Annotated in this window: 15 protein-coding genes; 4 read left to right on the top strand and 11 right to left on the bottom strand. The window is 73.7% G+C overall.

Going from position 1 to position 19,039, the window contains the following annotated elements:
- Positions 1-34: 34 nt before the first annotated feature.
- A complete protein-coding gene (locus ACFY1S_RS14145; RefSeq protein WP_387116984.1) occupies positions 35-712 on the bottom strand; it encodes a hemolysin III family protein in 678 nt (225 codons plus the stop codon).
- Positions 713-884: 172 nt separating this feature from the next.
- Between ACFY1S_RS14145 and ACFY1S_RS14140 the strand changes: the two genes are divergently transcribed.
- Genes ACFY1S_RS14140 through ACFY1S_RS14130 form a run of 3 tightly spaced genes read left to right on the top strand, consistent with a single transcriptional unit; the run spans position 885 to position 3,191 of the window.
- Positions 885-1,598, top strand: coding sequence for an allophanate hydrolase subunit 1 (locus ACFY1S_RS14140; protein ID WP_387116982.1), 714 nt, complete (start codon positions 885-887; stop codon positions 1,596-1,598).
- Positions 1,595-2,458 (top strand): biotin-dependent carboxyltransferase family protein, encoded by an 864-nt coding sequence (locus ACFY1S_RS14135; protein ID WP_387116979.1) that lies wholly within the window; start codon positions 1,595-1,597, stop codon positions 2,456-2,458. Before ACFY1S_RS14140 ends, ACFY1S_RS14135 begins: the two co-directional genes overlap by 4 nt.
- Positions 2,442-3,191 carry a LamB/YcsF family protein gene (locus ACFY1S_RS14130; RefSeq protein ID WP_387116976.1) on the top strand — a complete coding sequence of 250 codons (750 nt, stop codon included), beginning with the start codon at positions 2,442-2,444 and terminating at the stop codon, positions 3,189-3,191. Before ACFY1S_RS14135 ends, ACFY1S_RS14130 begins: the two co-directional genes overlap by 17 nt.
- A 3-nt stretch (positions 3,192-3,194) precedes the next feature.
- On the opposite strand, the gene ACFY1S_RS14125 is transcribed toward ACFY1S_RS14130, so the two are convergent.
- From ACFY1S_RS14125 to ACFY1S_RS14095, 7 genes are all read right to left on the bottom strand, one after another.
- Positions 3,195-5,033 (bottom strand): NHL domain-containing thioredoxin family protein, encoded by a 1,839-nt coding sequence (locus ACFY1S_RS14125; RefSeq protein ID WP_387116973.1) that lies wholly within the window; start codon positions 5,031-5,033, stop codon positions 3,195-3,197.
- 124 nt (positions 5,034-5,157) lie between these two features.
- Entirely contained in the window at positions 5,158-7,785 is a 2,628-nt protein-coding gene (locus tag ACFY1S_RS14120; protein WP_387116971.1) for a hypothetical protein, read from the bottom strand.
- 334 nt (positions 7,786-8,119) lie between these two features.
- Entirely contained in the window at positions 8,120-8,257 is a 138-nt protein-coding gene (locus ACFY1S_RS14115) for a hypothetical protein (RefSeq protein ID WP_167517372.1), read from the bottom strand.
- Positions 8,258-8,476: 219 nt separating this feature from the next.
- Positions 8,477-9,940, bottom strand: a complete 1,464-nt coding sequence (locus ACFY1S_RS14110; protein ID WP_387117672.1) for a dihydrolipoamide acetyltransferase family protein — start codon at positions 9,938-9,940, stop codon at positions 8,477-8,479.
- A 5-nt stretch (positions 9,941-9,945) separates the two neighbouring features.
- Positions 9,946-10,935, bottom strand: coding sequence for an alpha-ketoacid dehydrogenase subunit beta (locus tag ACFY1S_RS14105; RefSeq protein WP_364369866.1), 990 nt, complete (start codon positions 10,933-10,935; stop codon positions 9,946-9,948).
- Entirely contained in the window at positions 10,935-12,110 is a 1,176-nt protein-coding gene (pdhA, locus tag ACFY1S_RS14100) for a pyruvate dehydrogenase (acetyl-transferring) E1 component subunit alpha (RefSeq protein WP_387116968.1), read from the bottom strand. Before pdhA ends, ACFY1S_RS14105 begins: the two co-directional genes overlap by 1 nt.
- A gap of 642 nt (positions 12,111-12,752) precedes the next feature.
- Positions 12,753-13,415 carry a hypothetical protein gene (locus tag ACFY1S_RS14095; RefSeq protein WP_387116965.1) on the bottom strand — a complete coding sequence of 221 codons (663 nt, stop codon included), beginning with the start codon at positions 13,413-13,415 and terminating at the stop codon, positions 12,753-12,755.
- A gap of 87 nt (positions 13,416-13,502) precedes the next feature.
- Between ACFY1S_RS14095 and ACFY1S_RS14090 the strand changes: the two genes are divergently transcribed.
- Positions 13,503-14,123: a phosphatase PAP2 family protein gene (locus ACFY1S_RS14090; RefSeq protein ID WP_387116962.1), complete on the top strand. Its 621-nt coding sequence runs from the start codon at positions 13,503-13,505 to the stop codon at positions 14,121-14,123.
- 97 nt (positions 14,124-14,220) lie between these two features.
- On the opposite strand, the gene ACFY1S_RS14085 is transcribed toward ACFY1S_RS14090, so the two are convergent.
- Genes ACFY1S_RS14085 through ACFY1S_RS14075 form a run of 3 tightly spaced genes read right to left on the bottom strand, consistent with a single transcriptional unit; the run spans position 14,221 to position 19,003 of the window.
- Positions 14,221-15,444, bottom strand: coding sequence for a hypothetical protein (locus tag ACFY1S_RS14085; RefSeq protein ID WP_387116959.1), 1,224 nt, complete (start codon positions 15,442-15,444; stop codon positions 14,221-14,223).
- Positions 15,445-15,500: 56 nt separating this feature from the next.
- A complete protein-coding gene (locus ACFY1S_RS14080; RefSeq protein WP_387116956.1) occupies positions 15,501-17,189 on the bottom strand; it encodes a GTPase in 1,689 nt (562 codons plus the stop codon).
- Positions 17,186-19,003 carry an ABC transporter gene (locus tag ACFY1S_RS14075; protein WP_387116953.1) on the bottom strand — a complete coding sequence of 606 codons (1,818 nt, stop codon included), beginning with the start codon at positions 19,001-19,003 and terminating at the stop codon, positions 17,186-17,188. The genes ACFY1S_RS14080 and ACFY1S_RS14075 overlap by 4 nt, the downstream gene beginning before the upstream one ends.
- Positions 19,004-19,039 lie beyond the last annotated feature (36 nt).

Below are 19,039 nucleotides of genomic sequence, written 5' to 3'. Positions count from 1 at the left end.
CGGGTCAGGTTCCGGCGGGGTCGGTTCCGGCGGGTCAGGCGAACAGCGCGAAGTAGATCGCGATGTGGTGGCAGAGCGCGGCCAGCAGGGTGCAGGCGTGGAAGAACTCGTGATGCCCGAACACGGTCGGCCACGGGTTGGGCCGGCGCAGGGCGTAGAACACCGCGCCGATGCTGTAGATCGCCCCACCGACGATCAGCAGGACCAGGGTCGTGACGCCGCCGCCGTGCAGGATGTCCGGCAGCATGGCCACCGCCACCCAGCCGAGCGCCAGGTAGAGCGGCGCGGACACCCAGCGCGGCGCATGCGGCCAGATCAGCTTGAGCGCGACTCCGCCCAGCGCGCCACCCCAGACCAGGGCCAGCATGATGGTCGCCTGCCGGGTCGAGAGCAGCATGACGCAGAGCGGGGTGTACGTCCCGGCGATGAACACGAAGATCATCGAGTGGTCCATCCGGCGCATCACCTGGTAGCCGCGCTCGGACCACACGCGACGGTGGTACAGGGCGCTGGTGCCGAACAGCCCGCAGACCGTCAGGCTGTAGACGACGCAGCTCACCAGGGGTGCCCAGCCCGGCCGGGTGGCCGCGATCGAGCAGAGCACGATGCCGGAGACCAGGGCGACGAAGAAGGCGTACGTGTGCAGCCAGCCGCGCATCCGGGGCTTACCGATGTCGACCGGCTTCAGGCGAAGCGGGGCGGAGGTGGTCACCACCTCAGGTTACGGCACCGTAGGTTACCTGCAAGTAGTTGCCGCGGTGACGCGTGGCACCCTCAGGGCCTAGCGTCGATCTTGCACTTCCTGTCTGCTAAATGGGAAGATTGCCCATTTTCGTCGTCGCAGAAAGTGCAAGATCGCGAGGGATGGGGGTGAAGATGGGTCGATGCGGATTTGGCCTGTCGGGGTGGACGCCCTGTTGATTGACTGCGCAGGTCTCGGTGACGGGTTCACGGCTGACCTGGTCGAGGCCTGGCGGGCCGAGTTGTGGCAGCGCCGGGAACGCGGAGACCTGACCGCCGTGGAGATCGTGCCGGCCGCCAGCACCGTGCTGCTCGACGGACTTCCGGATCCCGCCACCACCGCCGCCCTGCTGTCCCGCTGGGCGCCGACGGTAACCACCACCGCGCGGCAAACCGCGACCGCGAGAGCCGCAAGCGGTCCCACACCAGCCCCCAACCGCGGCGATCCTGCACTTTCTCTCCCGACAGAACGGGATGGGAGGGCGGTTCCTGTTTCGGTCGCGTTTGACGGGGCGGATCTGCCAACAGTCGCCGAGCACTGGGGTGTCGACGTTCCGGCGGTGGTGCGGCGTCTGACAGGCACCCGGTTCCGGGTCGCCTTCTGCGGCTTCGCACCCGGGTTCCCCTACCTCACCGGCCTCCCCGCCGAGCTGGCGTTGCCCCGACTGCCCACGCCCCGGCCCCGCGTACCGGCCGGTTCGGTGGCTCTGGCCGGGCCGTACGCCGGCATCTACCCGAGCGCGTCCCCAGGCGGGTGGCTGCTTGTCGGTCGGACCGAGCTGGTCCTCTTCGACGTGCACGCCTACCCACCGGCCCGGCTCCCCCCGGGCACCGAGGTGCGGATGGTGGCGGCGTGACCGGGCACACCCAGATCGGGGTACTGCGCGCCGGAGCACTCACCACCGTCCAGGACCAGGGCCGGCCCGGCTGGGCGCACCTCGGCGTACCCCGGTCCGGCGCGCTCGACCCGGCCGCCCTGCGACTGGCCAACCGGCTGGTCGGCAACCCCGAGCGAGCCGCCGGTCTGGAGATCACCCTGACCGGCTGTGTGCTGCGGCCGACCCGGGCAACCACCGTCGCCGTCACCGGTGCCGAGGTGCCCGTGCAGGTCGGCGAGCGGCCCGGCGACACCGGACGTCCACTCAGCGTGCCGGCCGGGGCGGTGCTGCGGATCGGCCCGGCCCGTCGGGGCGTACGCAGTTGGCTGGCCGTGGCGGGCGGGATCGACGTACCGCCGGTGCTGGGCAGCCGCTGCACCGACACCCTCTCCGGGCTCGGCCCGCCCCCGCTGCGCGACGGTGACCTGCTGCCCGTCGGTCGGCCGCTCGGCGACCCCGCGCCCGTCGACCTGGCCATCGGCACGGCGCACCCGCCGGAGCTGCGCCTGACCGTGCGCCTCGGCCCCCGCGACGACTGGTTCACCCCTACCGCGCTCGACCTGCTGTTCGGCACCCCGTACACGGTGAGCCCGGTGAGCAACCGGGTCGGCGCGCGCCTCGCCGGCGCGCCGCTGCCCCGCGCGGTCGCCGGCGAACTGCCGAGCGAGGGCATCGTGCTCGGCGCGGTGCAGGTGCCGGCCGACGGCCAACCCCTGGTCTTCCTCGCCGACCATCCGACCACCGGCGGATACCCGGTCATCGGGGTGGTCACCGACGTGACACCGCTCGCGCAGGCCCGGCCAGGTACTACCGTCAGATTCCATGGACCTCAACGCTGACCTGGGCGAGGGATTCGGCATCTGGCGACTCGGCGACGACGACGCACTGCTGGACCTGGTCACCTCCGCGAACGTCGCCTGCGGCTTCCACGGCGGCGACCCGTCCACCATGCGGCGGGTCTGCGAGGGCGCCGCCGAGCGCGGGGTCGCGGTGGGCGCGCAGGTCGGCTACCGGGACCTGGCCGGCTTCGGCCGGCGGCGCATCGCGTACGACTTCGCCGAGCTGCGCGACGAGGTGACCTACCAGTTGGGGGCGCTCGACGCGTTCTGCCGGCTCTTCCGCACCCGGGTCCGCTACCTCAAGCCGCACGGCGCGCTCTACAACGCCGCCGCCACCGACGAGTCCCAGGCCGCCGCCGTCGTCGCCGCGATCTGCGGCTACGACCCCGAACTGCCAGTCCTGTGCCTGCCCGGCTCGGTGCTCGCCCAGCTCGCCGTCGGCGCCGGCCTACCTGTGGTCGCCGAGGGGTTCGCCGACCGCGGCTACCTGCCCAACGGGACGCTCGTGCCGCGCGGCACCTCCGGCGCGCTGGTCACCGACCCGGAGGAGGTGGCCACCCGTGCGGTACGGATGGCCACCGAACGGACAATCGTCGCGGTGGACGGCACAGTCGTCCCCTGCCCGGTGGACTCGATCTGCGTCCACGGCGACACACCGGGCGCGGTCTCCGCCACCGAACTCGTCCGCGCCAGCCTGATCGACGCCGGGGTCACCCTTGCCGCGTTCGCCTGAGCGCTACGCGTCCAGACCCCGCAGCACCAGCGGAAGCCGCTCCGCCGCCCCGTCGACCACCCGCACCGGTACGCCCCAGTCCTGCCGGGTCAGGTGGCAGGCCGCGTGTTCGACGTCCGCGTCGCAGGTCGCCGCCTGCGCCGTCACCTGGAGCACCCCGCCGGAGACCTCGCCGTTGAGCACCAGCCGGCGGGACAGCTCGGTGCCCGTGCCGGCACCCTCCACCAGCAGCTCCGGCGGCGACGCGGAAACCACAAGCCGCGTCGACGGCCCGTACGTCTCGTCGAGCTTCTGCCCGGGCGCGGGCGTGAAGACGATGTCCAGAGTGACCTCGCCGGACGCGATGTCGGTGGGCTTGCGTTCGGTACGGTGCCGGGGCCCGTCCACAGTGCTGGCACCCGCCGCAGACAGCGCGCCCGGGGCGAGGCGGGTCAGCCGGTGCGCCGCGGACTCCACCACCAGCACCTCACCGGCAGGCGTCAGCACCAGGTCGCTCGGCTCGGCCAGCCCGTCGGCGACGGTGGACACCTGGTTGGTGGCCGGGTCGAACCGACGCACCGCACCGTTGTACGTGTCGGCGATCAGCACCGAACCGTCAGGAAGCGCGCACACCCCCAGCGGATGCTGGAGCAGCGCCGACTCCGCCGGCCCGTCCACGTGCCCGAAGTCGAACAGGCCCTGCCCGACGGCGGTGCCCATCACCCCGTTCTCGACGTACCGCACCGCGCTCGTCTCGCTGTCGGCGATCCACAGCCGGACGCCGTCAGCCGAGACGGAGAGCCCCGACGGCTGCGCCATCCACGCCTCGGCCAGCGGGCCGTCGCGCAGCGCCTCCACAGTCGTGCCCGCGTACATGCCGGCGGTCCGCTTGATCGGGTCGAACCACCAGAGCTGGTGGATGCCCGCCATCGCGATGATCAGCTTGTCGTCGTACCAGGCCAGGTCCCACGGGGAGGAGAGGTCAACGGCCAGCGCGTCGTGCGCGTGGTCGTCGACCGACGCGCGCCACTGCCTACCGCTGCCGGCCACGGTCACCACCTCGCCGGTCTCCAGGCGTACGCCGCGCAGCAGGTGATTGACCGTGTCGGCGACGACCAGGTCGTAGCCCGCCACCTCGGCGACGTGCGTGGGCAGCACGCAGAGGCCCTGCGGCTCGGAGAAGGACGCCGCGCCGACCGGCCCGTCGGCCCTACCCCGCTCGCCCGAGCCGATCCGGCGCACCAGCGACTCGCCGTCCGGGGCCAGCTCGACAAGCGAGTGCCGCGCCGAGTCCGAAACCAGCAGGTTGCCGTCCGGCAGCACCACCGCCTTGCCCGGGAAGCGCAGCGTGGTGTCCGGCGCGGGCGGCGGCACGTACGGGCCGTCACCCCGGTGCAGGGTGCCCTTGGCCTCGTGGGTGGCGATCAGCTCGTCGATCAGGCGGGCCAGCCCTTCGGCGTGCCCCTCACCGGCCATCGTGGCCACCACGTAACCCTCGGGGTCGATCACCGACAGCGTCGGCCAGGCCCGGGCCGCGTACTGCTGCCACATGTCCATCTCGGGATCGTCGAGTACGGGGTGGTGCACCCCGTACCGCTCGACGGCGGCGGCCAGCGCGTCGGCGTCCTTCTCGTGCTCGAACTTCGGCGAGTGCACGCCGATCACGACGAGCACGTCGCCGTACTTCTCCTCAAGCGGGCGGAGTTCGTCGAGCACGTGCAGGCAGTTGATGCAGCAAAAGGTCCAAAAATCCGCCAGGACGATCTTGCCGCGCAGGTCCTGCAGGCGCAGGTCCTGGCCGCCTGTGTTGAGCCATCCCCGGCCGCGTAGCTCCGGCGCACGTACACGCGCTGTCGTTCCCATACCTGTCAGCCTGCCACGCCCCACCGGCCCGGCCGCCGTGACCCGTCACCTGATCACCGCCACCCGCTCGGCGTACGACGAAGGCGGGGCCACGGACGTCCGTGGCCCCGCCTTCACCGTGTGTCTACGGGGTCGCCGGCTTGAGGCAGAGCACCCGGTTGGCGCCGTCGCCGGGCAGCACCACGTACGGCTGCGTCGTGTCGGTGCACTTCTCCTTCGCCTCCACCTTCGAGACGATGGTGAACGCGCCCGCCTCGCCGCAGTCCGCCGCCGAGGCACCGTCACCGGACTTCTTCACGCAGGTGCCGACCGCCGGGTCGAACGCCGGCGTTTCGTCGCCACCGCCGAACTTGCCGAGCAGCATCAGCAGGCCGAGCGGCACCGCCAGGATGAGCACCGCGGCGATCAGCACGGCGGCCAGCACCCGGCCGTTGCGGACCTTCGGCGTCGGCGCTTCGACCTTCGGCTCCTCGGCGTCCGGCTTGAACGCGTCGAAGCGGCCCTGCTCCTGCTCCTGACCCCAGGAGGACGGCGCGGACGGCTGGGCTGCCGGCGGGAACGCTGGCGGGAAGCCGGCACTCGGTGCCTGGTCGGCGTTGGGGCCACCGAACGGCGGACCGCCGAAGCCCGGCGCCCCGTTGACCGTGGCGGCACCGGCGGCCGGTGCTGCGGCGCTGCCGAACCGGTCGGCCGGTCGCTCGGCGCCGGCCTGCGGCCGCACCCCGTTCACCTGTCGGTTGTTGCCCGGCGCGTCGACGAAGGACGGCACACCCGGTGGGAACGCCGGAGGTGCGGACGGAGCCTCACCGAACCCGTTCGGCGTCGACGGCCGGTCTCGGTCGTCGAAGCGCGGGTCCGGCGTGGGCTCGCCACCCCAACCCGGGGCGGCCTGCCGGTCCGGACCCTGCTGCCAGTCCGGCGCGCCCTGGCGCTCCGGGCCGTTCTGCCAGTCGGGGGCGGCCGGCGGGTTCTGCCAGTCCGGTGCGCCCGGACGCTCGGAGGCCTGCTCGGCCGGGAAGGCGTCCTGCTCCGGCTCGTTCGCCGGCTCGGGCGCGGGGGGACGGCCGTACACCCGTGGCTGGGGTGCGGGCGTGCCGGACGGCCGCATCGCCTGGTCCGTCGGGGGCATCACCCGGCTGGCCAGCGGCACCGAGGCGCTCGCCGAGGCCCGGCCCACGGCGCCGGCCGCCGACTCGGCCTCCGGCGCTGGTACGACCGTGCGACCCGATTCGGGGGAGGTACGCGGGGCGGGCACCACGGCACCGCTCGCGGGAGCCTCCTCGGCGCGACCCCAACCGGCCGGCTCGGCCTCGTAGTGTGCGGCCGCCTCCGGCGTCTCCCGCTCGGCGTACGCCTGCTGTTCGGGGATCGGGGCGTACTGGTTCTGCGGCGCGAAGTCGGCGGGCGGGGCGGCGGCCAGGCTGGCGCCCGGCACGCGCTGCTCCTGCGGCGGCAGCGGTACGGCGTTGGCGGGCGAGATGCCCGGCGCGGGCGCGGGCTGGTAGATGGGCGAGTCGTCGCGCTGGTCCGCCTCCCAGCCGCCGCGGGACTGGGCGGAGGCTTCCGCCTCGGCGCGGCCCCACACCTCGCCGGGCGCCCACGGCTGGATCTCCGCCGAGCCGGCACCGCTCTGCGGGGTCGGATTGTCCGGAGCGGTTGCCCAACCGGGCGTGCCGTCGTTGCCGGGCACGCTGGCGCTGGCCCGGGCCGGAAGGCCGGGCTGCTCCGGCGGGGTCCAGCCGCCGCCGGCCTGCTGCTCGGCCTGGGGACGTCCGGCCTGCTGGTCCTGCTGTGCGAGCACCCAGTCGGGCTGCTGGGGACGCGCCTCGGCCTGGCCACCCCAGGCGGCCGGCTGCTGGGGCTCGTCCTGCTGCGCGTCGGCGTTGTCGCCCCAGTTGGCGGGCTGGGCCTGCTGCTGGGCGGCCCACCCGCCGGAGCGGGCCGGGTCGTCCTGGCCCGGCCAGTTCGTCGACGGTGCCGGCACCTGGGCGGCGCCGCGCGCGGCGGCCGGCTCGGCCTGCCCCCACGCGGGGGCCTGCTGCTCGGCCGGCTGGGAGGGCTGGCCCCACGACGGGGGCGACTGCTCCGCCGGACTCCACGATGGCTGGTCCTGCTGGCCCGCCCCTGCGGGCCAGCCACCGGACTGCGCCGCTTCGGGCTGCTGCTCGTCGCCGCGCCAGTCACCGGCGGCCGGGCTGACCTGCGCGGGAGTGCCCCAGCCACCGGAACGGGACGGGTCCTCCTGTGCGGGCCAGGCGGTGGTGGCCGGCGGGACCTGCGCGGCGCCCCTCGTGGTCGGCTGGGCCTGCGCCCAGTCGGGCTGCTCGGTGGCGCCGGCGGCCCAGGTGGGCGCGGCCTGCTCGGGCGGCGTCCAGCCCTGCTGCGGCGCGGCCCACTGGGCGGGCTGCTGCGGGCTGTCGGGGGCGGGGTTGTTGCCGGCCCAGGCGCCGGACTGCTGCGGCTCGCTCGCGCCACCGCCGGTGGCCCAGGCGGGCTGTGCCGGCTCGGCGGGCTGCGGCGCGGCGGCAGCACCCCAGGCTGGGTTCGGCTGCTGCTCGGGCTGGTTGGCCCAGGCCGGGGTGCCCTGGTTCGGCTGCGCCGGCGGGGGTGGCGCCCAACCCAGGTCGGGGCCGGCGGCGTTGTAGCCGTTGTCCGGCTGCGCCGGGCGGTCGCCGTACGGCGCCGGTCCGCCGGCGCCCGGTGACACCTCGTCCGGCTCCTGGCCGGGACGGTGCGGGCCCTCGGACGTCATGGGTGCGCCTCCTCCATCACATGTCGGCCGCCGGTGCCGATCGGTCTCCTCGGCATGGCTGCCGGCGTCACCGGCGTGCCGGCTCCCCGCACCGTATCGGGTGGCGGCACGGGGTGTCCAAGGAGCACCGCCCGTCACTCCGTGTTGCCGAGTGGTGTCGAGCAGCTTCTATCGACTCGGCCGGTGGGGGTCGGCGGGCGGCGACCGAAGCCCACCGTACCGGGCGTGGCGACAGGGCGGAATCCCGGTGCCACGTGGCGGCGATACGCCGATGGCCCACCCGGTGGGCCGGGTGGGCCATCGATCTGGAGGAGGTGAGGAATGTCGTGGAGCGTCAGCTCATGTGACGCTGGGCGATGACGAGGAGTTCCTCGCGAACGGCCGGCGTGTTCGCCGAGCGCAGCGCGTGCTGGATGGCACGGGCGCGGCGGGTGGCGTCGCGGTGGTTGCGGATTCGCTCGATCATGCTCATTGGTGGGTCCCCCTGGCTTATTCGGTTGTCGGCCCCTGATGCCTCTATTCAACAGCAGAACGTCTCCAACTTCCATCGATTATTAGGTGAGCTGAGACACTTGCCTAACAATCGAAGGTCAACAGGCACCCGAGCCGACGTTTTCGTCGCCCAACGGAAACGGCCGGTGTGCCGGGCGTTAACCCGTGGCACACCGGCCGTGGCTGGTGATCCGGACGGTCAGGTCCAGGCGAGCAGCGCCGCCTCGGGGTCGGCGAGGAAGTCCCCGATGTCGCGCAGGAACTTCGACCCCAGCTCACCGTCGATGATCCGGTGGTCGAAGCTCAGCCCCAGCGTGGTGACCTGGCGGGCCTTGACCTTGCCCTTGTGCACCCAGGACATCTCCCGCACCGCGCCGAAGGCCAGGATCGCCGACTCACCCGGCGGGAGGATCGGCGTGCCGGTGTCCACCCCGAACACACCGACGTTGGTGATGGTCAGGGTGCCGCCGGACATGTCCGCCGGAGACGTACGGCCCGACTTCGCCGTCTGCACCAGGTCATTCAACACGTCCGCCAGTTCCCGAAGCGAGAGCCGCCCGGCGTCCTTGACGTTCGGCACGATCAGCCCACGCTCGGTGGCCGCCGCGATGCCGAGGTTGACGTACTCCTTGACCACGATCTCGTCGCCCGCCCAGGTCGAGTTGACCATCGGGTGACGCTTGACGGCCAGGAGCACCGCCTTCGCCACCAGCAGCAGCGGCGACACCCGCACGTCCCGCCACTCCCGCCGGCCGCGCAGCCGGTCCAGCGCCTTCATCGCCCGGGTCACGTCGACGGTCAGGAACTCCGTCACGTGCGGGGCGGTGAACGCAGAGCGGGACATGTTCTCGGCGGTCAGCTTGCGTACCCCCTTGACCGGGATGCGCTGCTCGCGGTCGACGCCGAAGCTCGCGGCGCTGGTCGCCGCCGACGTGACGGCGACCGGCTCGGCAGCCGCCACGGTCCCGCTCGCCGCCTGCTGCACGTCCTCCCGGGTGATCGAGCCCAGCGGGCCCGACCCGGTCAGCGTCCCCAGGTCGACCCCGAGGTCCTTGGCGAGCTTGCGCACCGGCGGCTTGGCCAGCACCAGCGCGGCACGCTGCCCGTTCGACGCGGGCGCAGGCGTGGGCGCGACGGCCGGCTGTGCGACAGGCAGGACCGGCGCGGGCGCCGCCAGGGCCGCGGGCTGCGCCGGAACACCGCCCCTGCGCGGGCGCCGCTTCGCGGCGGTGGTACGCGGGCCGTAGCCCACCAGGACCGCCGTCCGCCCGCCCGGGGCGGGACCGCCGATCAGACCCGGCTCGACCATGCCCTCGGCCGGTGCCAGCTCCACGGCCGCCAGCGACGCCGCCGACGGGGTGGGCAGGTCATCGCCGGGCGTCGCAGTGGTCGACGGCACGTCCAGCGGGCCGGCACCCGGGTCGGTGTCGATGGCGATGATCGGCGTACCGACCTCGACAGTCGTCCCCTCCGGGTGGTGGATCGCCTGCACCTGCCCGGCCCACTTCGCCGGGATCTCCACAGCCGCCTTGGCCGTCTCGACCTCGACGATCGGCTGGTTCAGCTCGATGATGTCGCCGACCTTGACCAGCCAGGTCAGGATCTCACCCTCGGTCAGCCCCTCGCCCAGGTCGGGCAGGTTGAACGTCTTGATCCGGGACATGCCGCTCACCAGCCGTAGGTGCGGTCGACGGCGTCGAGCACCCGGTCGAGGTCGGGCAGGAACTCCTCCTCCACCCGGGCGGCCGGGTAGGGGATGTCGAAGCCGGTCACGCGCAGCACCGGCGACTCCAGGGAGTAGAAGCACTCCTCGGTGATCCGCGCGGCCAGTTCGGCGCCGAGACCGATGTTCGACGGCGCCTCGTGCACCACGACGGCGCGGCCGGTGCGCTTCACCGACTCGTACGCCGCCGTCAGGTCCAACGGGGAGAGCGAGCGCAGGTCGATGACCTCCAGCTCCCGGCCGTCCTCGGCGGCGGCGGTCGCCGCGTCCAGGCACGTCCGCACCATCGGGCCGTACGCCAGCACCGTCACGTCCGTGCCGGGCCGCACCACCCGGGCCGAGTGCAGCGGGTACGCGTCGGACAGCGGCGCGTCCAGGTCGACGGGCCCCTTCTCCCAGTAGCGTCGCTTGGGCTCCAGGAAGACGATCGGGTCGTCCGAGGCGATGGCCTGCTGGATCATCACGTACGCGTCCTGCGGGTTGGCGCAGGTCACCACCTTCAGGCCGGCGGTGTGGGCGAAGTACGCCTCCGGCGACTCGGAGTGGTGCTCGACGGCGCCGATGCCGCCGCCGAACGGGATCCGGATCACCATGGGGATGTTGAGCTTGCCGCCCGAGCGGTAGTGCATCTTCGCCACCTGCGACACGATCTGGTCGTACGCGGGGTAGACGAAGCCGTCGAACTGGATCTCGCAGACCGGCCGGTAGCCGCGGATCGCCAGGCCGACGGCGGTGCCGATGATGCCGGACTCGGCGAGCGGGGTGTCGATCACCCGCTGGTCGCCGAAGTCCTTCTGGAGGCCGTCGGTGATCCGGAAGACGCCGCCGAGCTTGCCGACGTCCTCGCCCATGATGACGACCTTCGGGTCGTTCTCCAATGCGCGGCGCAGACCGGTGTTGAGGGCCTTGCCGATGGTGAGCGTCTCCGTGGCCATCAGTGGGCGCTCCCCTCGAACGACTCCATGTACCTGCTGAACTGCGCGCGCTGCTCGTCGAGCAGCGGAGACCCGTTGGGGTAGACGTGGTCGAACATCGTCACCGGCTCCGGGTTCGGCATCTCGAGCACCCGCTCGCGCAGGTGCACCGACTCGCGGCGGGCCTGCTCGTCGACCTCGGCGAAGAAGGCCGCGTCGGCGATCTGCTGCTTCTCCAGGAAGGCCTTGACCCGGGCGATCGGATCCTTGGCCTGCCACGCCTCGACCTCGCTGGCGATCCGGTAGCGGGTCGGGTCGTCGGAGGTGGTGTGCGCACCCATCCGGTAGGTGTACGCCTCGATCAGGCTTGGGCCCTGCCCGTGCCGGGCGTTGTCCAGCGCGGTGCGGGTGACCGCGTACGACGCCAGCACGTCGTTGCCGTCCACCCGTACGCCGGGGAAGCCGAAGCCGGCGGCCCGCTGGTAGAGCGGGACGCGGGTCTGCCGCTCCAGCGGCTCGGAGATCGCGTACTGGTTGTTCTGGCAGAAGAAGACGAGCGGCGCGTTGAACACGCTCGCCCAGACGAACGCCTCGTTCACGTCGCCCTGGCTGGTGGCGCCGTCGCCGAAGTAGGCGATCGCGGCCTCGCCGTCGTCGGTGCCGGTCTTGCCGTCGATGGTGATACCCATCGCGTAGCCGGTCGCGTGCAGGGTCTGCGCGCCGATGACGATCGTGTACATGTTGAACTTGAACTCGTTCGGGTCCCAGCCGCCCTGGTCGACGCCGCGGAACAGGCCGAGCGGCATGATCGGGTCGATGCCCCGGCAGTAGAGGACGCCGTGCTCCCGGTAGGTCGGGAAGGCCATGTCCTGGGTACGCAGCGCCCGGCCGGAGCCGACCTGTGCGGCTTCCTGGCCGAGCAGGCTGGCCCAGAGGCCCAGCTCGCCCTGGCGTTGGAGTGCGGTCGCCTCGGCGTCCAGCTTCCGGACCAGCACCAGGTCACGGTAGAGACCGCGGTATTCCTCGTCGGTGAAGTCGACGCGGTACTCGGTGCCGTCCGGCCCGGTGGCGCTGTCGATCCGCTCGCCGTCGGGGGTGAGCAGCTGTACCAGCGCGGGGTCGCCGGCCGTGCCCTTCCTGGAGCGGGGTGCAGCCCGCCTGCCGCGGGTGGTGCCCCCGGGGTCGCCCTTTGCCATCGGTCTCTCCCTGTCGTGTCTGCGTCGGCACCGGGGGGTCACCCGGCCGCGCAACTCGTGCGCCTGCCCGGCTGCTGCCGGACCGGTTCCTGGCGGCCGCGCCTAGCCCCGGTGGGGGTTGCCGCACGGCGTGAGCCGGATTCTGGCCGAATCCGGTTCGGGAGCGCCGGCACTCAACCGCGCCTGCCGCGAGGGTGCGCGGAGGTCACGGCTGCGTTGCCGTCGTGCTCCATATTCGCAGAGCAGGTGAGCGGGCCCACAGTACGCCCGCCCCGCATTCCGACCGTCCACCCTTTGTTGTCCTTTGTCGCCATCGTGCTCTCTCTCGTCCACCGGGTGTTCCGGCGATGATTCGTCACCGTTCGGACAGCATCGCGTGTCGACACGCGGTGGAGGTTGGCTGACGGAGGGTGACTGGGCGAGGCTGATTACCGCCAGATCACGTCGATCGGGTCAATTGCCGGGTTCTGCCGCCGGTGACGTCCATCCACGTCCCGCGACGGCCGACGACAAGGAGTGTGCGGTGTACGAGCCAGGTGACGGTCCCGGCACACCCGCGCTCGGCCGGCACCGGTCGGGCGGAGGCTACCGGCGGGTGGTCGGCGTGCACCGGGCTCCCGGCGTGGGTGGTCCCTCCCGGGGCTACCTGCTCACCGTGGCACTGCTGGCCGGCACCGCGTCGATGCCCATCCTCGCCGCGATCAGCGCCGGCTCGGCCACCCCGGGCAGCACCGCCCTGCCGGACAGCAGCACCCCGTTCATCCCGACGCCCTCGGTCGGGCCGGTGCTGCTCCCCCCTCCGATGGCCAGCCAGCCGGCGCCACCTCCGCTCGGCACGCCCGGCGCCGGCCCGACCGCGACGCCCGGTTGGCTGCCGGCCGCACCCAGGCGTACGGCGGAGCGACCGGGAGCCGTCGACCCGGTGCACGTCGACCGTGGGCTGCCACCGGTGCCGGGGCCCACCCGGAGCACCCGACCGGCCGTGCCCCCACCGCCCGCCAGCCCGACGCCGACGCCCACGCGGACCGCTCCGCCGGACCCGACGCCAACACCGACGACGACAGCCGGTCCGACGCCCACCGACACCGTCTCGTCGACCGCGACGGCAGTCCCGACCACCACCCTGTCCACACCGGCCACGACACCGGTGCCGAGCGCCACCGTGTCCGAGCCGGCCGCGACACGCGACACGTCGCCGACGCCCCCACCGGCCAGCCGACCCGCCCCGACCGCCGTGACGTCGCCCGGCTGCCCGCCGACGCGCCCGGTGACCCCCTCGCCGCTCGCCGGACCGACGTACCCCACGGTGTCCCCGGCGGTACGGTGACGGTCAGGCGCGGCCCGTCCGGTGCCGGCGCTGTTCGGGGGTAGGCGCGTACCGGAGGGGGTGGCGTGGGCGGCGGTGGGGAACTCCGCCCGGTCACCCGACCCGGCCCGGGGCTGCGGGTCGCCCGGCTCGTCACCGAGCTGACCGCTCCGGCCGTGCTGGTGTCACTGCTGATCTTCACGGTGAGCTGGCACAGCACCCGGCGTACCGGTCACGGCCTGGCCTGGGGCCTGCTCGCCACGCTCTTCGTCACCGGGATCCCGTTCGCCTACATCGTCGGAGGCGTACGACGTGGCCGGCTCACCGACCACCACCTCGGCCGTCGGGAGCAGCGTAGGGTGCCCCTGCTGATCGGCCTCGGTTCGGTGACGGCGGGGCTCGCGCTGCTCACCGTGCTCGACGGTCCGCGTCCGGTGCTGGCGCTCGCGGTCGCCGGGTTGATCGGCCTCGTCGTGACCGTCACGGTCAGCCACTGGTGGAAGATGTCGATCCACTCGGCGGTCGCCGCCGGCACGCTCGTCATCCTGGCGCTGATCTTCGGCGGCCGGCTGCTCGTCGCCGCGCCGCTGCTGGCCGTCGTCGGCTGGTCCCGGGTGCGGCTGCGGGACCACACCGTGCCGCAGGTGCTGGCCGGCGGGACGATCGGCGCGCTGATCGCCGGCGTGGTCTTCGGCCTGCTGCGGTGAGCGGGCTCGACCGGCGCCGGCCCCCGGGCGGCTCGGACGTCCGGGTCGGGGATGCGGCCCGGGCGGCCGGCGAGGTGGCCGTCCGCCCGGGAGACGCTCAGGCGCCGTCGTCGGCGAGACGGTGCCGGTTCGCCTCGATCCAGGCGTCCAACGCGGCCGGGTCGTCCGGGTCCACCCCGTCGGCCATCAACTGCGCCACGGCCGCCGTGGCCGGGCTGCGCCGCTCACCTGTCGAGTAGAGCCGCGCGAACTCCGGCACCATCTCCTCGATCGCCTCGTCGGTCCGTGTCGCGGCCGCCTCGGGCAGGCCCCGCTGGCGCGACGCGTACCGGGCCCAGGCGCGCAGCACCCGGGGCAGCATCGCCGCGTCGTCCATGTCCAGTACCGCGCGGCGGTGCACCCAGTCGAGCAGGAAGAGCCCGGACACCGCAGGGCTCCACCGCATCGGGTCGGCGTCCGGGAAGCTCGCCGAGTGGTCCAGCAGCAGGCTCAGGCAGAAGTGCAGCGAGGCCAGTTCCGGGCCGTCGACGGTGTCCAGCCCGAACCGGGCGGCCTCCGGCGCGGCCAGGAACCGCCGCACCAGGTCGGTGCGTTCGGCGGCGGACAGCGGCTCGACCTCGGCCGGGCCGGTCGGGTCGGCGGCGGTGGGCAGCAGTGCCAACCGGGCGCCGACAAGCGCCCGATCGGTGGCGAGGGAGCCCTCGCCGGGCAACTCGCTCAGCTCGTCGGTGACCGCCAGGTGCCGGGCCACCTCGCCGCGCAGGCGGGCCGGATCCTCGGTACGGAACCAGGTCAACTCGTCGTCCGCGCACATCTGCCGGACCTGGTCCAGGATCCGCTCCGCCGGCCCGCCGACGAAGATGTCCTTGGTGATGCCGATGTTGTGGTCCACGAGGGCCACGAGCGCGTGCTCCGCGCCCCCGGAGGCGTCGTCGTAGGCGAAGGTGGCGAGGTAGGAGGTCTGGTCGCCGTACACGTCGCCGTACGCCCAACTGCCCGTCAGGTGCACCCGGCCGAGCTGGCCCGTCCAGCTGGGCGCCTGGCTGCCCGGGCGCACCCGCTCGGTGCCGTCGGCGGTGGGGACGAGCGCGGCGAAGACCTGCCGGATGGTGGTCGCCGACGCCACTCGACGACGGGCGGTCGCGGCGAGGAACCCGGTGACGAACTCCCGTACGGCGGTGTCCCGGTCGGTTTCCGCGATCGCGTAGACGCTGCCCAGCAGGGCGCTGCCGAGCATCTCGGCGTCGAGCGCGGACTCCAGCTTGGTCACGTCGCGTGCGGCGTGCAGCACCGCGTCGTAGGGGGTCTGAGGCGTGGCCATACTCCGACCCTACGCCGCTGCGCCGGTACGCAGAGCAGTAGCGAGCCGTGGGTGCGTCAGCGGCGGGCGGCGTCGTGCAGCGCGTCCCGTGCCTGCGCGTACGAGGCGAGCACGATCCGCACCGGGGCGAGCACGTACTCCTCACCCACCTGGGCGACCCGCACCGTCAGCCGCTGCCGGGCGCGGGCCCGTGCCCGCTGGGCGGCCCAGCGCACCACCGGCCGGGTGAGCGCCGCCACCAGCAGCCCGGCCAGCAGGCCGCCGAGCAGCAGCACGGTGGGCAGTGGCACCTCGCCGACCATCGGGTCGTCCAGCGCGGGCAGGCCGAGCACCCGCAGTGCGTACCCGAGGACCAGCCAACCCAGGCCGACCACGGCGGCCAGGGTGACCAGCCACTGCACGCCGCCGACGATCCGCCACCAGAGCGGTCGACGGTCCAGGCCGAGGTCGGTGCCGGCGATCGCGCGGTCCAACGCGTCCGGCAGGTCGTCGTGGCGGGACCGGGCGGCCGCGGTGACCGCTGTGGGCCAGGCGGCGGGCAGGCCGGCGGCGGCCCGATCGGCCACCGCGCGGACGGCCAGGCCCAGCGCGGAACGCTGCGCGACAGTCGGATCCGGCACCGAGGTCGCCGCGACCAGGCTCTCCGCCGCCGGGTCGGCGGCCTCGCCTGTCGGTGCGGGCAGATGCAGCCGGCGCAGCGGGTCGGGCCGCAGCCGCCGCCAGCCTCGAACCAGCGGCCAGCCGGTGGCCGCGCCCGCCCGATGCCGGTACGCCCGTTCCACCGCCTCGCTCACCGCAGGTACGCCGGCCGCGCCGGCCAGTGCCCTGTTCAACCCGGCGACTGTCGCGTCGTCCGGGCCACCCGCCGGGCGTGCCGACCCGACCAGCTCGTCCAGGCCGGCGACCACCGAGTCGACGTCGCCGGCGAGCCGACGCAGGGCGGCCTGCCGCTCGGCGACCGTCCGCTCCAGCGCGCTGCGCAGCCCGACCATCCCGGCCGGGTCGATGGCCGTCGTGGCCAGCAGCGGTACGCCGGTCAGGCCGTCGGAGTCGAGCAGCCGGCGCAGGTCGTCCAGGACCCGGGGCAGCTCGGACGGGGGCAGTCGGTCGGCCTGGTTGAGCACGACAAGTGTGACGTCGCGGTGCCTGTGGAACTCGCGCAGGTAGCTGTCGTGGATGACCCGGTCGGCGTACTTCTGCGGGTCGACCACCCAGACCACCTGGTCGACCAGGCCGAGCAGCCGGTCCACCTCCAGCCGGTGGGAACGCTGCACCGAGTCGAAGTCGGGCAGGTCGAGCAGGATCAGCCCGTGCAGGGCGGTTTCGTCGTCCGCGTCGAGCGCGCTCTCCCTGACGAAGCGGTGCCGGGGCAGTACGCCGATCCAGTCGAGCAGCCGGTTCGCGCCCTCCAGCGGCCCCCACACGCACGCGTGGGTGACGCCTGTGGTCGGCCGGCGGACACCGACCGGCGACAGTTCCAGTTGGGCCAGCGCGTTGAACAGGCTGGACTTGCCGCTGCCGGTGGCACCGGCGAGGGCGACCACCGTGTGGTCGCGGGACAGCGCGAGCCGGGTGCCGGCGCGTTCGACAAGGGTGTGCGCGGGCACCAGTTCGGCGTCCGGCAGCAGGCCGTCCACAGCGGTCAGGAACCGGCGTACGGCGTCCAGGCGGGCGATCAGCACGTCGGGGTCGACGCGCTTGTCACTCCGGAACGCCTCCCGGATCCGACCGGTGATGTTGCTCACCGGGAGTCCTCCTCGTCGGCGGCCAGGCCACTGCGGTGACGGGCCAGCTCGACCCGGCCGGCGGCGCGGCGCAACCCGTCGCCGGCCTCCGCGTCGGGCCGGGCTTCGGCGGTGCGGCTCAGGAAGCGGTCGGCCTCCGCGTCGAGCAGCGTTCGTACCCGTTTCAGCAGGTCACCACGGGCCTTGGCGGCAAGGGTACGCACCGCCTGGTCACCGAAGATCGCCTGGAGTACGGCCTGCGCGGCGACTGTGGTGCCGGCACCGGTGGCCAACTCCAGCCCGGTCGGGATGAACGCGGTGGACGCGAACACGGCGATCATCACGGCCAGCCCTGTGGCGTTCACCGCGTACGCGGCCGTACGCGCCACGAAGCGCTTGTCACCGCCCTCGACCCGGACCAGCTCCAGCACGCCCCGCTGCCAGTCGCGAACCATCCGTTCGGCCCGCTCGGGCAGGTCACCGCTCGGGTGGGCGAGCGCCGGATCGACCAGAGCGGCCCCGGCCGGGTGCGCCTTCCACGACGTGTACGCGGACTCGGCGGCCTCGGACGCCACCCCGCGCAGCAGCGTGACGAGCTGCGACTCGATGGCGTTGCGCAGCTCGGCGGAGGGCGCCGGCCGGCCGGTGACGGCGGCCACCACCCGGTCCCGCAGGCGTCCGATGCGCGCCTCCAGGGTGCGGAACAGCTCGCCGGTGCCGACGAACTCCTGCCAGCGGGCGAGCACCTCACCGCGGAGCAGCCGGCCGTCCTGGAGGCCCTGCTCGACGGTCCGTTCGGCGCCCCGGTACGCGGCCCGGACCCGCTCGTCCAGCCCGTCGGCGGCGGCGACCTGCTCGTCGGCGGCGTCGGCCAGTTCCTCGACGGCCGGGTGCAGCGCGGCGAGCGCGCCGTCCAGGGTCTGTCGGACGACAGCGGCCCGGGCGTCGGCGTCCGCGGCCAGCCGGGCGAACCAGTCGGCCAGCGGTGCGGTGACCCCCTCTGGCAGCAGCCCCTGGCCGTCGACCCACGTCTCGGGCAGGACGAACAGGGGTGCCCTGCCGAGGTCCTGCGCCTCCAGCATCTCGGCCAGGTGCGCGGCGATCTCGTCGGTGGCCTCGGCGGGGACCCGGTCCAGCACCATCGCGATGACCGCGCCCCGCGCCCGGGCGCTGCGCAGTAGCTCCCAGGGCACCGCGTCGGCGTACCGGGCGGCGGTGGTGACGAAGAGCCAGAGGTCGGCGGCGGCCAGCAACTGGCTGGCAAGCGCCCGGTTGGCGTCGACCACCGAGTCGATGTCAGGTGCGTCGAGGAAGGCCAGCCCGGGTGGCAGGGCGGGGGCGGTGACCAGGTGCAGCGCGCGTGGATCTTCGCTCGGCTCGGTGGTGCGGGTCAGCCCGGGCAGCAGGTCGCCCTGCCGGAACCAGGTCGCGTCGGCCGGGTTGCAGACCAGCACCGGGGAGCGGGTGGTGGGCCGGAGCACACCGGCGGCGCTGACCCGGGCCTTGACCAGGCTGTTGACCAGGGTCGACTTGCCCGCGCCGGTGGAGCCGCCGACCACCACGAGCAGGGGTGCGTCGAGCCGGGCGAGCCGGGGCAGCAGGTAGTCGTCGAGTTGGTCGGTGAGGGCGGCGGCGGTGTGCCGGGCGGACCCGGCGGAGGGCAGCGCGAGGGGATACCGGGTGGCACCGATCGCGGCCCGAAGGCCCGTCAGCGCGCCGGGGAGGCTGTCGTCCCCGGTGGTGGCGGGCGGCTCCTCCGCGGCGTCCGGCGGGCCGGTGCGGGCGGCGACGGCGGGCGCGCCGGAACGGGTGGCGGAATCGCCGTGCGTCGTCACCGCTAAAGCGTGCCCGACCGATGCAAGGGAAGACAA

Origin of the sequence: Micromonospora sp. NPDC000663 (genome assembly GCF_042898105.1) — a bacterium.
Taxonomy (GTDB): domain Bacteria; phylum Actinomycetota; class Actinomycetes; order Mycobacteriales; family Micromonosporaceae; genus Micromonospora.
This window is presented reverse-complemented; position numbering and strand designations above follow the sequence as displayed.